Source organism: Ramlibacter sp. AN1133 (assembly GCF_037890035.1).
Lineage (GTDB): Bacteria > Pseudomonadota > Gammaproteobacteria > Burkholderiales > Burkholderiaceae_C > Ramlibacter.
Genome location: NZ_JBBKTQ010000026.1, coordinates 49,834 through 65,124, shown reverse-complemented (window position 1 = coordinate 65,124; position 15,291 = coordinate 49,834). Strand labels below are relative to the sequence as shown.

Annotated in this window: 14 protein-coding genes; all 14 read left to right on the top strand. The window is 69.8% G+C overall.

The window, feature by feature from the left end:
- The first annotated feature begins 10 nt into the window (after positions 1–10).
- The 14 genes from rlmN to WG923_RS25425 all read left to right on the top strand — a co-directional run bounded on the left by rlmN (position 11) and on the right by WG923_RS25425 (position 15,275).
- Entirely contained in the window at positions 11–1,156 is a 1,146-nt protein-coding gene (rlmN, locus tag WG923_RS25490) for a 23S rRNA (adenine(2503)-C(2))-methyltransferase RlmN (RefSeq protein WP_340353825.1), read from the top strand.
- An 89-nt stretch (positions 1,157–1,245) separates the two neighbouring features.
- Complete coding sequence (gene pilW, locus WG923_RS25485) at positions 1,246–2,079, top strand: type IV pilus biogenesis/stability protein PilW (protein WP_445322977.1); 834 nt, start codon at positions 1,246–1,248, stop codon at positions 2,077–2,079.
- The gene (locus WG923_RS25480; protein ID WP_340353824.1) at positions 2,072–3,046 is read left to right on the top strand and encodes a helix-turn-helix domain-containing protein; all 975 of its coding nucleotides are present in this window, start codon (positions 2,072–2,074) and stop codon (positions 3,044–3,046) included. Before pilW ends, WG923_RS25480 begins: the two co-directional genes overlap by 8 nt.
- Complete coding sequence (ispG, locus tag WG923_RS25475) at positions 3,046–4,320, top strand: flavodoxin-dependent (E)-4-hydroxy-3-methylbut-2-enyl-diphosphate synthase (RefSeq protein ID WP_340353823.1); 1,275 nt, start codon at positions 3,046–3,048, stop codon at positions 4,318–4,320. The genes WG923_RS25480 and ispG overlap by 1 nt, the downstream gene beginning before the upstream one ends.
- A 5-nt stretch (positions 4,321–4,325) precedes the next feature.
- Entirely contained in the window at positions 4,326–5,669 is a 1,344-nt protein-coding gene (hisS, locus tag WG923_RS25470; RefSeq protein ID WP_340353822.1) for a histidine--tRNA ligase, read from the top strand.
- A 138-nt stretch (positions 5,670–5,807) separates the two neighbouring features.
- On the top strand, positions 5,808–6,482 hold the full coding sequence (locus tag WG923_RS25465) for a YfgM family protein (protein ID WP_340353821.1): 675 nt from the start codon (positions 5,808–5,810) through the stop codon (positions 6,480–6,482).
- Entirely contained in the window at positions 6,479–7,630 is a 1,152-nt protein-coding gene (gene bamB / locus WG923_RS25460) for an outer membrane protein assembly factor BamB (protein ID WP_340353820.1), read from the top strand. The genes WG923_RS25465 and bamB overlap by 4 nt, the downstream gene beginning before the upstream one ends.
- A gap of 95 nt (positions 7,631–7,725) precedes the next feature.
- A complete protein-coding gene (der, locus tag WG923_RS25455) occupies positions 7,726–9,063 on the top strand; it encodes a ribosome biogenesis GTPase Der (RefSeq protein ID WP_340353819.1) in 1,338 nt (445 codons plus the stop codon).
- Positions 9,064–9,544: 481 nt separating this feature from the next.
- Positions 9,545–9,793 (top strand): RNA chaperone Hfq, encoded by a 249-nt coding sequence (hfq, locus tag WG923_RS25450; protein ID WP_340353818.1) that lies wholly within the window; start codon positions 9,545–9,547, stop codon positions 9,791–9,793.
- Between the two features lie 61 nt (positions 9,794–9,854).
- Positions 9,855–11,030 (top strand): GTPase HflX, encoded by a 1,176-nt coding sequence (hflX, locus tag WG923_RS25445; RefSeq protein ID WP_340353817.1) that lies wholly within the window; start codon positions 9,855–9,857, stop codon positions 11,028–11,030.
- 52 nt (positions 11,031–11,082) lie between these two features.
- On the top strand, positions 11,083–12,426 hold the full coding sequence (hflK, locus tag WG923_RS25440; protein WP_340353816.1) for an FtsH protease activity modulator HflK: 1,344 nt from the start codon (positions 11,083–11,085) through the stop codon (positions 12,424–12,426).
- Positions 12,427–12,512: 86 nt separating this feature from the next.
- Positions 12,513–13,436, top strand: coding sequence for a protease modulator HflC (hflC, locus tag WG923_RS25435; RefSeq protein ID WP_340353815.1), 924 nt, complete (start codon positions 12,513–12,515; stop codon positions 13,434–13,436).
- A gap of 6 nt (positions 13,437–13,442) precedes the next feature.
- The gene (locus WG923_RS25430; RefSeq protein WP_340353814.1) at positions 13,443–13,631 is read left to right on the top strand and encodes a DUF2065 domain-containing protein; all 189 of its coding nucleotides are present in this window, start codon (positions 13,443–13,445) and stop codon (positions 13,629–13,631) included.
- Between the two features lie 480 nt (positions 13,632–14,111).
- On the top strand, positions 14,112–15,275 hold the full coding sequence (locus WG923_RS25425) for an ATP phosphoribosyltransferase regulatory subunit (protein WP_340353813.1): 1,164 nt from the start codon (positions 14,112–14,114) through the stop codon (positions 15,273–15,275).
- Positions 15,276–15,291: the final 16 nt, after the last annotated feature.

The following is a 15,291-nucleotide window of genomic DNA, read 5'->3' as shown; positions in this document are numbered from 1 at the left end:
AAACCATGAGATGACGGCCAACCTGCTCGATTACGACCTCGAGGGTCTGGCCGCGTTCTGCGCGGAGCTCGGCGAGAAGAAGTTCCGCGCCACCCAGCTGTTCCGCTGGATCCACCAGAAGGGCGCCTCCGACTTCGGCCAGATGACCGACCTGGCCAGGTCGCTGCGCGAAAAGCTGGAGGCCAACGCCTGCATCCAGGGCCTGGCCCTCCTGTCCCAGCACGAATCCGCGGACGGCACGATCAAGTGGCTGTTCGACGTCGGCGGCGGCAACGCCGTCGAGGCGGTGTTCATCCCCGAAGACGACCGCGGCACGCTGTGCGTGTCCTCGCAGGCCGGCTGCGCCGTGGGCTGCCGCTTCTGTTCGACCGGCCACCAGGGCTTCTCGCGCAACCTCACCACCGGCGAGATCGTGGGGCAGCTCTGGTTCGCCGAGCATTTCCTGCGCAAGCACCTGCAGACGAATGGCGAGCGCGTCATCTCCAACGTGGTGATGATGGGCATGGGCGAGCCGCTGCAGAACTACCAGGCGCTGATTCCTGCGCTGCGGACCATGCTGGACGACCACGGCTACGGCCTGTCGCGCCGGCGCGTGACGGTCTCCACCTCCGGGGTCGTGCCGATGATCGACCGCCTGGGCGAGGACTGCCCCGTGGCGCTGGCCGTGTCGCTGCACGCGCCCAGCGACGAACTGCGCGACAAGCTGGTCCCCCTCAACAGGAAGTACCCGGTGGCGGAGCTGCTCGATGCCTGCAACCGCTACCTGGAACACGCGCCGCGCGACTTCATCACCTTCGAGTACTGCATGCTCGATGGCGTGAACGACCTGCCGGAGCACGCGCGCGAACTGGCCCACCTGGTGCAGCACCACGCGGGCCGCGGCGTTTCGTGCAAGCTCAATCTGATCCCCTTCAATCCCTTCCCCGCCTCGGGGCTGGTGCGTTCGCCGCAACACCGCGTGCAGGCATTCGCGAAAGTGCTGGGTGATGCTGGTATCGTGACGACCGTGCGCAAGACGCGCGGCGACGACATAGCCGCCGCCTGCGGCCAGCTGGCCGGCGACGTGAAGGACCGCACCCGGGTGGAGCGGCGCATCGCGCAGCAACGCACGATCGTCCTGAAGCAGGTGCCCGCGGACAGCACGAAGGAGGCATAGGGACCATGAGCGCCGCACGGCCGCCCGAAGGCGCGAAGGCCCCTTCCGGGGGCAGCGAACGACACGAAGCGAGGAGCGTGGGGGGCACTATGAAAATGGCCAGGAGGGCGCGCGGACGATCCACGGCGCGCTGGCTCGCGGCCGCCGCGCTCGCATCGGCGGCGGCTTCGGCGATGCTCGCCGGCTGCGCCGCGCCGTCGCAGCAGCAGGAGGCGAGCGCGGACCACGTGACGCCCTCCGACGAACCCGAGAACCGCAGGCGCGCGCGCATCCGGCTCGAACTCGCCACCGGCTACTACCAGGAGGGCAAGACCGAGATCGCGCTCGACGAGTTGAAGCAGGTGGTCGCGGCCGACCCGACGCTGGGCGACGCCTACAACCTGCGCGGGCTGGTCTACATGCGGCTGGGCGACAACCGCCAGGCCGAAGACAGCTTCAAGCGCGCGCTGGCGATCAACCCGCGCGACGCCAACGCGCACCACAACTACGCCTGGCTGCAGTGCCAGCTGGGCCGCCACGCCGAAGCCATGCGCTCCTTCGAGCTGGCGCTGGCGAACCCGCTGTATCCCGACAAGGCCAAGACGCTGATGGCGCAGGGCCTGTGCCAGGCGCGCGCCGGCCAGCGCGAGGACGCGGAACGCAGCCTCGCGCGCTCCTACGAGCTCGATGCGGGCAACCCGATCACGGGCTACAACCTGGCCCGCCTGCTGTACATGCGCGGCGACTTCTCCCGCGCGCAGTTCTACATCCGCCGCCTGAACAACAGCGAGCTGGCCAATGCCGAATCGCTGTGGCTCGGGATCCAGGTGGAGAACCGCCTGAACGACACCGTGGCGATGGGCCAGCTCAGCGAACAGCTGCGCAAGCGCTTCCCGCAGTCACGCGAGCGCCAGGCGCTGGACCGGAAGGCGTTCGATGAGTGAGAACCAGGCCGCAGCCGATGGCGCGAGCGCCGGCACCCTCCTGAAGCAGGCGCGCGAGGCGGCCGGCCTGCATGTCGCGACCCTGGCCGCCAACCTCAAGGTGCCGGTGCGCAAGCTCGAGGCCCTGGAAGAGGACCGCTACGACGAACTGCCGGATGCGGTGTTCGTGCGCGCGCTCGCCTCCAGTGTCTGCCGCACGCTGAAGATCGATCCGGCCCCGGTGCTGCAGCGGCTGCCGCAGACACCGCAGCCGCGCCTGGCCGAGTCCCGGCAGGCGATCAACGCGCCGTTCCGCTCGCCCAAGGACGGCCCGCCGCCGGGCCTGCTGAACCAGGTTTCGCGGCCGGTGCTGCTGACCGTGGTAGCCCTCCTGCTTGGCGCTCTCGTGCTGATCTTCCTGCCGTTCGCGCAGCGCGGCCTGGAGACGGTGGTCCAGGCGAACCTCCCGGAGCCGGCGACCGCGCCCGCCACCCCCGACGCGCGGCCGGAGCAACCCACCACCGCCCCGGCGCCGGCCGCCAGCAGCATCGCCGGCCTGCCGGCCGCGCCGGCGTCCGCGGCCGGGCCCGTGCCCACGCCCGCGGCCGTCACGCAGGCGCCGGAGGCGGCGCGCGCCGCCAACGGCGTGCAGCTGCGCACCAGCGCCAGCACCACCGCGGCGGCGCCCTCGGCCACCGCCGCCAGCACCCCGGCGGCGTCCGTGGCCACCATCCCCGGCTCCACCGATGCCAAGGGCGTCGTCGTCTTCCGGGCCCGCGCGCAGTCGTGGGTCCAGGTCAAGGACGCTCGCGGCACCACCGTCCTGCAAAAGCTGATGGAGCCCGGCGAGACGGCCGGCGCCAACGGCGCGCTGCCGCTGACGGTGATCGTCGGCAGCGCCCAGGCCACCGACGTGCAGGTGCGCGGCAAGCCGTTCGACCTCGCCGGCGTCGCGCGCGACAACGTCGCCCGATTCGAAGTGAAGTGATGAAACCCGACTGCCTCCCGATCGAACCTGCCGCGCCCAGGGCGCGCCGCTCCGCCCAGGCCCGCGTGGCGTGGGGGTCGCGCGTGGTCACGGTGGGCGGCGACGCCCCCGTGCGCGTGCAGTCGATGACCAACACCGACACGGTCGATGCGATAGCCACCGCCATCCAGGTGAAGGAACTCGCGCTGGCCGGCTCGGAGCTGGTGCGCATCACCGTCAACACGCCCGAGGCGGCGCAGCAGGTTCCCTACATCCGCGAGCAGCTCGATCGCATGGGCATCGACGTCCCCCTGATCGGCGACTTCCATTACAACGGCCATCGGCTGCTCACCGAGTTCCCCGATTGCGCGCAGGCGCTGTCCAAGTACCGCATCAACCCCGGCAACGTGGGCAAGGGCGACAAGAAGGACCGCCAGTTCGCGCAGATGATCGAGGCCGCCCTGAAGTGGGACAAGCCGGTGCGCATCGGCGTCAACTGGGGCAGCCTCGACCAGGAACTGCTGGCGCAGCTGATGGACGAGAACGCGCAGCGCGCCCAGCCCTGGGATGCGAAGCAGGTGATGTACGAGGCGCTGATCACGTCGGCGATCGGCTCGGCGCGCCTGGCCGAGGAACTCGGCATGCGCCACGAGCAGGTGCTGCTGTCCTGCAAGGTCAGTGGCGTGCAGGACCTGATTTCCGTCTATCGCGAGCTCGCGCGCCGCTGCGACTACCCGCTGCACCTGGGCCTGACCGAAGCCGGCATGGGCACCAAGGGCACCGTGGCGTCGTCGGTGGCGATGGGCATCCTGCTGCAGGAAGGCATCGGCGACACGATCCGCGTCTCGCTCACGCCGCAGCCGGGCGAGTCGCGCACGCAGGAAGTGGTGATCGCCTCCGAGATCCTGCAGGCGCTGGGCCTGCGCAGCTTCGTGCCGAGCGTGACGGCCTGCCCGGGCTGCGGCCGCACCACCAGCACCACCTTCCAGGAACTGGCCAAGCAGATCGACGACTACCTGCGCGCGCAGATGCCCGTGTGGCGCGAGAAGTACCCCGGCGTCGAGACGATGAAGGTGGCCGTGATGGGCTGCATCGTCAACGGGCCCGGCGAGAGCAAGCATGCGGACATCGGCATCAGCCTGCCCGGCACCGGCGAGGCGCCGGCCGCGCCCGTGTTCATCGACGGCCAGAAGGCGCTGACGCTGCGCGGCGACAACATCGCGCGCGAGTTCCACGCGCTGGTCGAGGACTACATCGAAAAGCGCTTCGGCCACCGCGCGGCCGAGACCGCCTGAGCGACATGACAACCGATACGAATACCGCCGCGAAGAAGGCGGAGAAGCTGGCTGCCGTCAAGGGCATGAACGACATCCTGCCGCCCTCCGTGCCGCGCACGGAACGGCTGCCGGATTCCGCCCTGTGGCAGTGGTTCGAGACCTGCGTGCGCGGCGTGATGGCGCGCTACGGCTACCAGTACCTGCTGACGCCGATCGTCGAGCCCACGGCGCTGTTCGTGCGTGGCCTCGGCGAGGTGACCGACATCGTGGAAAAGGAGATGTACTCCTTCGTCGACTCGATGAACGGCGACCGCCTGACGCTGCGCCCCGAGGCCACCGCCGGCATCGTGCGCGCGATGAACGAGCACAACGCCCTGTACAACGGCCCGCTGCGCCTGTGGACCATCGGGCCGATGTTCCGCCACGAGCGGCCGCAGAAGGGCCGCTACCGCCAGTTCTTCCAGCTCGATGTGGAGGCCCTGGGCTTCGCCGGGCCGGATGTCGACGCCGAGATGATCCTCATGGCCCGTGCGCTGTGGCGCGAGCTGGGGCTGGCCGAAGGCCGCGACGTGCGGCTGGAGCTCAACAGCCTGGGCCAGCCCGACGAGCGCCGCGCGCACCGCGATGCGCTGGTGGCGTACTTCCAGCAGCATGCCGAAGCGCTGGACGAGGATTCGAAGCGGCGCCTGCACACCAACCCGCTGCGCATCCTGGACAGCAAGGTGGCGTCCATGCAGCCGCTGATCGAGGGCGCGCCGCGCCTGATCGACTCCCTGGGCGAGGCCTCGCGGGCGCATTTCGACGCGGTGCGGGCCACCCTGGATGCGGTGGGCCTGGAATACCGCGTCAACCCGCGCCTGGTGCGCGGCATGGACTACTACAACCTCACCGTGTTCGAGTGGGTGACCGACCAGCTCGGCGCGCAGGGCACGGTGTGCGGCGGCGGCCGCTACGACGGCCTGATCGAGCAGCTCGGTGGCAAGCCGGCGCCGGCGGTGGGCTTCGGCCTCGGCATCGAGCGGCTGCTGCTGCTGCTGCAGGAACTCAAGGTGCCCGTGCCCAGTGCCGCGCCCGATGCGTACGCGGTCGTGCCGGCGGGCTCGCCGCTGCCGACGGTGATCGCCACGCTGGAGGCGCTGCGCGCCGCCGGCGTGCGCGTGCAGCAGCACGCCGGCGGCCCGGACGGTCCCGGCAGCATGAAGTCGCAGTTCAAGCGCGCGGATGCGAGCGGGGCCCGCTTCGCCCTGGTCTTCGGCGGCGACGAGCTGGCGCAGGGGCAGGTGACGGTGAAGGACCTGCGTGCGGGCACGCAGGAGTCGAAGCCGCTCGCGGATGCCGCTTCCTGGGGCGTCGCGCTGCGTGGCTGAATGATCAAGCTGTAGGCTGGCGGTGACGCGCGAAGCGCCGGAACCCCAGCGCTGGGGTTCGCGCGCTGGCGCGGCTCACCGCCAGCCTACAATCCCACCCGTAACTGGGCAGCACAACAAGCCCTGGCAGGGCACACCATGGCACACCTCGACCTCGAAGAACAGGAACAGCTTGACCAGCTCAAGCACTACTGGAACCAGTACGGCAACGCGATCACCTGGATCCTGATCGTCGTGTTCGGCTCCATCGCCGCGTACAACGGCTGGCAGTACTGGGAGCGGCGCCAGGCCGTGCAGGCCTCCTTCCTCTACGACGAGGTGGAGCGCGCCGCCGTCGGCGGCGACGCCGCACGGGTGGAGCAGGCCTTCCAGGACATCAAGGACAAGTTCGGCCGCACCACCTACGCGCAGCAGGCCGGCCTGCTGGCGGGCCGCGTGCTGGCCGAGAAGGGCAAGCTCGATGGCGCCAAGTCGGCCCTGCAATGGGTCGCGAACGACGCCAACGACGACGGCCTGAAGGCCGTGGCCCGGCTGCGCCTGGCCGCCATGATGGTGGACACCAAGGACTACGACGGCGCGCTCAAGCAGCTCAACTCCGGCATCCCGCGCGAATTCGAGGCCCTGGCCGCCGACCGCCGCGGCGACATCTACAACCTGCAGGGCAACAAGGAGCAGGCCAAGCTGGAATACATGAAGGCCTGGCAGGCGTTCAGCCCGGATTCGCAGTACCGCCCCCTGGTGGAGGTGAAGCTCACCGCGCTGGGCGTCGACGTGCAGACGCTCAAGCCCGCCGGGGAGACCGCCAAGTCATGACGGGACCGCGATTCCTGCGCGCTGGCGTGGCCGCCGGCGCGGCCGTCCTGCTGGCCGGCTGCTCCTTCCTCCATTCGCTGCCCTTCGTGGGCGGCGCCGAGAAGCCGAAGCCCGCCGAACTGCAGGCCAACCCGAACCTGCTGGCCGTGCGGCAAGCCTGGACCGGCAAGATCGGCAAGGTCGATTTCCCGCTGGTGGTGGCCGTCAACGGCAACGTGGCCGCGGCTGCTTCCAGCGACGGCACGGTCGTCGGCATCGATGCGGCCACGGGCCGCGAGCAATGGCGAGGCAACGCCGGGGCGCCGCTGGCCGCCGGCGTCGGCTTCGACGGCGGCACCGCCGCGGTCATCACCCGCAACAACGAGCTGGTCGCCTTCGCGAGCGGCAAGGAAGTGTGGCGCCAGAAGCTGCCCGCGCTGTCGTACACGGCGCCGCTGGTGGCCGGCGCGCGCGTGTTCGTGCTGGGCGGCGACCGCTCCGTGTCGGCCTTCGACGGCGGCACCGGCCGGCGCCTGTGGGCGCAGCAGCGCCAGGGCGAGCCGCTGGTGCTGCGCCAGGCCGGCGTGATCCTGGCCGTGGGCGACACGCTCGTGGTGGGGCAGGGCGGGCGCCTGGCCGGCCTCAACCCCCTCAACGGCAGCGTGCGCTGGGAGGCCCCCATCGCCACCGCGCGCGGCATCAACGACATCGAGCGGCTGGTCGACCTGGTCGGCCGCGTGAGCCGCGTCGGCGATTCGGTCTGCGCCCGTGCCTTCCAGGCAGCCGTGGGCTGCGTGGACGCGAGCCGCGGCACCGTGGCCTGGACGCAGCGCGCCAACGGCTCCGAGGGCGTGCACGGCGATGCCGCCAACGTCTTCGGCACCGAGACGGACGGCAAGGTCATCTCCTGGCGCCGCACCGACGGCCAGCGCGCCTGGACCAACGACAAGATGCTGCACCGCGGCCTCGGCACCCCGCTGGCGCTGGGCCGCTCGGTGGTCGTCGGCGACGGTTTCGGCTTCGTGCACATGCTCTCGCGCGAGGACGGCACGCTGCTGCAGCGCCTGGCGACCGACGGCAGCGCGATCGGCGCCGCCCCGGTGGCCGCCGGCAACACGCTGGTCGTGGTCACGCACGACGGCAACATCTACGGGTTCGTCCCCCAGTAAATGTCGACCCCCACGCTTCTCACTACGTGCAGTTCGCTGCCCCCCGGGGGGGCGTTCGCGCCCCGGGGCGGCCAGTCGGCGCTCAGGGTTCCGGCATGAAGCCGGTGATGGCCCTCGTGGGCCGCCCCAACGTCGGGAAGTCGACGCTGTTCAACCGGCTGACCAAGTCGCGCGACGCCATCGTGGCCGACTTCGCGGGGCTCACGCGCGACCGCCACTACGGCAACGCGCGCCACGGCCGCTACGAGTTCATCGTCATCGACACCGGCGGCTTCGAGCCCTCCGCCGAGTCCGGCATCTACAAGGAGATGGCCAGGCAGACGAAGCAGGCGGTAGCCGAGGCCGACGTCGTGGTGTTCGTGGTCGACGCCCGCGCCGGCGTCTCCGCGCAGGACCACGACATCGCCAACTACCTGCGCAAGCTGGGCAAGCCCACCGTGCTGGCCGCCAACAAGGCCGAAGGCATGCTGGAAGGGGTGCAACTGGCCGAGTTCTACGAGCTGGGGCTGGGCGAGGTCCACCCCGTCTCCGCCGCGCACGGGCAGGGCATCCGCAGCCTGGTCGACGTCGCCTTCGAGCCGCTGAACATTCCCGAAGAGGAAGAGGGCGCGGAGGAACAGCAGACCGGCATCATCAAGCTGGCCGTGGCCGGCCGGCCCAACGTCGGCAAGTCGACGCTGATCAACGCCTGGCTGGGCGAGGAACGGCTGGTCGCCTTCGACCTGCCGGGCACCACGCGCGACGCGATCTCGGTGCCCTTCGAGCGCAACGGCCAGAAGTTCGAGCTGATCGACACGGCGGGGCTGCGCCGCAAGGGCAAGGTGTTCGAGGCGATCGAGAAGTTCTCGGTGGTCAAGACGCTGCAGGCGATCGAGTCGGCCAACGTGGTCCTGCTGCTGCTGGACGCGACGCAGGGCGTGACGGACCAGGACGCCCACATCGCCGGCTACATCCTGGAAAGCGGCCGCGCCGTGGTGCTGGCCGTCAACAAGTGGGATGCCATCGACGAGTACAACCGCGAGCTGGTGCGGCGGCAGATCGAGCAGCGCCTCGTGTTCCTGAAGTTCGCCGACCTGCACTTCATCTCGGCGGCCAAGCGCCAGGGCCTGGGCCCGGTGTGGGCTTCGATCATCCAGGCCTACAAGTCGGCCACGGTCAAGATGACCACGCCCGTCCTCACCCGGCTGGTGCACGAGGCGGTGGAGTTCCAGTCGCCCAAGCGCTCGGGCATGTTCCGCCCGAAGCTGCGCTATGCCCACCAGGGCGGCATGAACCCGCCGGTGATCGTGGTGCACGGCAACTCGCTGGAGCACGTCACCGATGCCTACAAGCGCTTCCTGGAGGGGCGGTTCCGCAAGGAATTCAACCTGGTGGGGACGCCGCTGCGCATCGAGATGCGGACTTCCAAGAATCCGTACGCGGACAAGGAATAGCCGGAATCCCGCGTTGTTCTTTGCCCCTGGCCCGGAGCGGGGCGGCGCAACCCGCCTGGGCGAATGTCCCCCGGCGCGGATGAGACCCGTGCCCTGACCTGGCGACACGCCCGCGCCTCCTCCTTTATTTCGCCCAGGCGGGTTGCGCCGCCCCGCTCCTGCAGCGCGCCCGCGGGGGCTCCGCTGCCCCCGGTGAGTTCGCCGAGGCACGGTGCAGGACGGGGAGGGGGCGGCCCGCCTCAGTGAAATAAAGGAGGAGGCGCGGGCGCCATCCTCGGTCAGGGCACGGGTCTCATCCGCGCCGGGGGACATTCACTGAGGCGGGCCGACCCCTCCCCGTCCGGATCACGAGGCGCATTTCCGCCGGTCGGCCTTGAATTCCGATCAAACGGCGACAACTGGGCAGCCAGTGACTTCCCGCCCGCAGCCGTGGCTGTGGTAATGTGGGAGTTCCAACAACACCGGAAACACGGAGAATATCGTGAGCAATAAAGGGCAGCTACTACAAGACCCCTTCCTGAACACCCTGCGTCGAGAGCACGTCCCGGTGTCCATTTACCTGGTCAACGGCATCAAGCTCCAGGGTCAGATCGAATCCTTCGACCAGTACGTCGTGTTGCTGCGCAACACCGTGACGCAGATGGTCTACAAGCACGCGATCTCCACCATCGTTCCGGGCCGTGCCGTGAACTTCTCACCCGCGGAAACCGGGGAAGGCGCCTCCACCTGAGTCTTTTCCGCACGACGGCCCGCCCCGGCGGGCCCACCTCCTGCTTTTCCTGGTTGCCGGTTTGAGCGCATCCCCCGAACGCCCGGCCGCCGCCACCATCCTGGTGGGGGTGGACCTGGGCCTGCCGCATTTCGACGCCGAACTCGAGGAACTGGGCCAGCTGGCCCAGACCGCGGGCATGGAGCCGGTCGCCCGCGTCACGGCCAAGCGCAAGGCGCCCGATGCGGCGCTGTTCGTCGGCCGCGGCAAGGCCGACGAGATCAAGCAGCTGGCCGAGGAAACCGGCGCCAGCGAGATCCTGTTCGACCAGTCCCTGAGCCCCGCGCAGCAGCGCAACCTGGAGCGGCACATGGGCCTGCCGGTCAACGACCGCACCCTGCTGATCCTGGAGATCTTCGCCCAGCGCGCCCGCAGCCACGAGGGCAAGCTGCAGGTGGAGCTGGCGCGCCTGCAGTACCTGAGCACGCGCCTGGTGCGCCGCTGGTCCCACCTGGAACGCCAGACCGGCGGTGCGGGCGTGCGCGGCGGCCCGGGCGAAAAGCAGATCGAACTGGACCGGCGCATGATCGACGATTCGATCAAGCGCACCCGCGAGCGGCTGGTGAAGGTGAAGAAGCAGCGCGCCACGCAGCGGCGCCAGCGCGAGCGGCGCGACACCTTCAACATCTCGCTGGTCGGCTACACCAACGCCGGCAAGTCCACGCTGTTCAACGCGCTGGTCAAGGCCCGCGCCTATGCGGCCAACCAGCTCTTCGCCACGCTGGACACGACCACCCGCCAGCTGTTCCTGCAGGACGAATCCGCGGGCAACGGCATGGCCGGCCGCTCGGTCTCGCTGTCCGACACCGTGGGCTTCATCCGCGACCTGCCGCACGGCCTGATCGACGCCTTCCAGGCCACGCTGCACGAAGCCGCCGATGCCGACCTGCTGCTGCACGTGGTGGATGCGGCCAACCCGCACCATCCGGAGCAGATCGCGGAAGTCCAGCGCGTGCTGCATGAAATCGGCGCGGCCGGGGTGCCGCAGCTGCTGGTGTTCAACAAGATCGATGCGCTGGAGGCCGGGCAGCGGCCGCGCCAGCTGGTGGACCATTTCGAGGTCGAGGGGATGCAGCATCCGCGCGTGTTCGTCAGCAGCCAGACGGGCGAAGGCCTGCCCGAGCTGCGCCGCGAACTCACGCGCATCGTGGCCGAGGCGACACGCCCGGCGGACGCCGTTGCCCCTGGCTCATCCTGACGTCAGGCGCTTTGGGCACAATGCGCCTGCCGATAACGAGAGATCCGAACGAATGAAGCTTCTTTCCCGCAGCCTGAGCCCGACCGGGCTGATAGGCCGCATCCGGGGCATGTTCAACCTGAACGATCCCCGCTGGGGCCGCGGCGAAGACAAGAACAGCGACCGCGACCGTGACCGCGGGGACGGCAAGGGCCCCAACCAGGGCCCGCCCGACCTCGACGAACTGTGGCGCGACTTCAACCGCAAGCTCGGTGGCCTGTTCGGCGGCCGCAAGGGCGGCAGCGGCGGCGGCTTCGGCGGCGGCGGCAACGGCAACTTCCAGCCGGACATGAAGAGCGCCGGCGTGGGCGCCGGCCTGATCGCGATCGTGGTGGTGGTGATCTGGATGGGCACCGGCATCTTCATCGTGCAGGAAGGCCAGCAGGCTGTGATCACGCGCTTCGGCAAGTACAGCGCCACCGTCGGCGCGGGCTTCAACTGGCGCCTGCCGTACCCGATCGAGCGCCACGAGGTCGTGTACGTCACGCAGATCCGCTCGGTGGACGTGGGTCGCGACAACGTGATCCGCGCGACCGGCCTGAAGGAATCGGCGATGCTGACCGAGGACGAGAACATCGTCGAGATCAAGTTCGCCGTGCAGTACCGCCTGAACGACGCGCGCGCCTGGCTGTTCAACAGCAAGAACCCGCAGGAGGCCGTGGTACAGGCCGCCGAGACGGCCGTGCGCGAGGTGGTGGGCAAGATGCGCATGGATTCGGCGCTGGCCGACGAGCGCGACCAGATCGCGCCCCGCGTGCGCACGCTGATGCAGCAGATCCTGGACCGCTACCAGATCGGCGCCGAGGTGGTCGGCATCAACCTGCAGCAGGGCGGCGTGCGCCCGCCCGAGCAGGTGCAGTCGGCCTTCGACGACGTGCTGCGCGCCGCCCAGGAACGCGAGCGCGCCAAGAACGAGGCGCAGGCCTATGCCAACGACGTGATCCCGCGCGCGGTGGGTGCCGCCTCGCGCCTGTCGCAGGAAGCCGAAGGCTACAAGGCGCGCATCGTGGCGCAGGCGCAGGGCGATGCGCAGCGCTTCAAGCTGCTGCTGGTGGAGTACCAGAAGGCGCCGCAGGTCACGCGCGACCGCCTGTACATCGATTCGATGCAGCAGATCTACGGCAACGTGACGAAGGTGCTGGTGGAATCGCGCCAGGGCGGCAACATGCTGTTCCTGCCGCTCGACAAGATCCTGCAGCAGGTGGCCGCCGGCGGGGCCGCCGCCACGCCGGCGCACGAGAGCGCCACGCCGCAGCCGTCCCCGGCTTCGGCACCGCCGCCGTCCTCGTCTTCCAACGCGTCCACCGACGCCCGGGCCCGCGACAGCGGCCGCGGCCGCGAGAGGGAGTCTCGCTAGATGTACCCCCACGCTCGTCACTACGTGTACTCGCTGCCCCCCGGGGTGGCGTCTGGCCTCCTTGAGGCGGCTCGGCGGAGGCCAGAATGAACAGAATCGGTTTTATCGTCTCCTCGCTGCTGGTCCTGCTGGCGCTCCTGAGCTCCATGCTGTTCGTGGTGGACCAGCGCCAGTTCGGCGTCGTCTATGCCTTCGGCCAGGTCAAGGACGTGATCAGCGAGCCGGGGCTGAAGTTCAAGCTGCCGCCGCCGCTGCAAAGCGTGAGCTACATCGACAAGCGCCTGCTGACGCTCGACAGCGTGGACACCGAGCCCATGCTCACGGCGGAGAAGCAGCGCGTGGTGATCGACTGGTACGTGCGCTGGCGCATCACCGATCCGCTGCAGTACATCCGCAACGTGGGCCTCGACGAGGCCGCGGGCAACAACCAGCTCAATCGCGTGGTGCGCAACGCCTTCCAGGAGGAAGTGAACCGCTTCACCGTGCGCGAGCTGCTGTCGACCAAGCGCGAGCAGCTGATGGCCGACGTCAAGCGCGAGGTGCAGGAAGTCGTCAAGGGCGCCAAGCCCTGGGGCATCGACGTGATCGACGTGCGCATCACGCGGGCCGACTACGTCGACGCGATCACGACGGCGGTCTACGGCCGCATGGAAGCCGAGCGCAAGCGCGTGGCCAACGAACTGCGTTCGACGGGCGCCGCCGAGGGCGAGAAGATCCGCGCCGACGCCGACCGCCAGCGCGAGGTGACGGTCGCCAATGCCTACCGCGACGCGCAGAAGATCAAGGGCGAGGGCGATGCGCTGGCCGCGTCGACCTATGGCGAGGCCTTCGGCCGCGACCCGCAGTTCGCGCAGTTCTATCGCAGCCTGGAGGCCTACAAGTCGAGCTTCAGCAAGAAGAGCGACGTGCTGGTGGTCGACCCGAACGGCACCGAGTTCTTCCGCGCCTTCCGCGGCGGCCTCACGGGCGGCGCCGCGCCCGCGGCGCCTGCCGCAGCCCCGCGCCGGTAGTCCGCATTGGATACGGATGTCTTCTGGGCCGCACTGGCCCTGATGCTGGTGCTGGAAGGCCTCTTTCCCTTCCTGTCGCCGGGGGGCTGGCGGCAGACATTCCTGAAGCTGCTGCAGCTCAAGGACGGGCAGCTGAGGTTCTTCGGGCTGACCAGCATCATGCTGGGGCTCGTGCTGCTCTGGATCGTGCTTTGACGTTGTTGTGACATCATTCCCGCGCGGGCGGCATGCGCGTTTCGGCGCTGCGCGTCCGTTCCCCTGACCCGGACCAGGATGGAACAGTCCGCCTCCGCGACTGTCCTCCGGCGCGGATGAGAACCGTTGCCCGTCATAGCATGGCGCCCGCGCCTCCTCCTTGATGTCGCCGAGTCGGACTGTCCCATCCTGGTCCTCGCCTTGCGCGTGACCGACACGCGCGCCTCCGGCGAGCTCCACCGAAGCCGCGGTGCCCGATCGCGCACGCTCCAGGATCAGCCCGGGAGTGTCCGTCTCAGCGGCATCAAGGAGGAGGCGCGGGCGCTGCGACATCACGGGCAACGGTTCTCATCCGCGCCGGGGGACAGTCGCTGAGACGGACACTCCCGGGCTGATCCGGCGGGAAGGCCCACCAAGGACCCGGCGAGGCCACCACATCCTCACCCGGTAGAATCACGTTTTTAACAGCGTCCCCTTCCCATGTCCGCCTGGGTCCTGCCGGATCACATCGCCGATGTGTTGCCTTCCGAGGCCCGGCACATCGAAGAACTCCGCCGCGAATTGCTGGACACCGCCCGTGGCTACGGCTACGAGCTGGTGATGCCGCCCATGCTGGAGCACCTGGAATCGCTGCTCACGGGCACGGGCGAGGCGCTGGACCTGCAGACGTTCAAGCTGGTCGACCAGCTCTCCGGCCGCATGCTGGGCCTGCGCGCCGACACCACGCCGCAGGTCGCCCGCATCGACGCGCACCTGCTCAATCGCCAGGGCGTCACGCGCCTGTGCTATTGCGGCCCCGTGCTGCACACCCGCCCCGATCGCCCGCACGCCACCCGCGAGCCGCTGCAGTTCGGCGCCGAGATCTACGGCCACGCCGGGCTCGAGGCCGATCTCGAGGCCCTGCTGCTGGCCCTGGACTGCCTGAAGGCCACGCGCGTGGAGCCGCTCACCGTGGACATGGCCGACGCGCGCATCGTGCGCGCGCTCGTCGCCGACCTCGGCCTGTCCGCCGAGCGCCTGGCGCGCGTGCACGCGGCGCTCGCCACCAAGGATTCGACCGAGCTGGCGGATCTGACGAAGGAATTCCCGCGCGCCGCCCGCGAAGGCCTGCTGGCGCTGATCAACCTCTATGGCGATGCCAGGGTGCTGGACGAAGCCGCGCGCGTGCTGCCGGATTCGCCGCTGACGCAGCAGGCGCTGCAGCACCTGCGCTGGATCTCCGGCCACGTCGAGGGCGCGAAGATGCGCTTCGACCTGGCGGACCTGCGCGGCTACGCGTATTACAGCGGTATGCGCTTCGGCATCTACACGCCGGGCGCGAGCGACGCGCTGGTGCGCGGCGGCCGCTACGACGAAGTGGGCGCCGTGTTCGGGCGCAACCGTCCGGCCGTGGGCTTCAGCCTCGACGTGCGCGAACTGGTCGGCGTGGCCGCCACGCGCTCGCTCAAGGCCGCGATCCGCGCGCCGTGGCTGGATGCCGGCCCCGACGCCTCCGAGCTGCGCGGCGCGATCGCGCAGCTGCGCGGCCAGGGCGAGACGGTCGTGTGCGTGCTGCCCGGCCACGAGAGCGAGCTCGACGAGTTCGACTGCGACCGCGAGCTCGCGCGCGACGCGGCGGGCCGCTGGGCCGTGCGCACGCTCTGATCCTCCCAACCGAAAC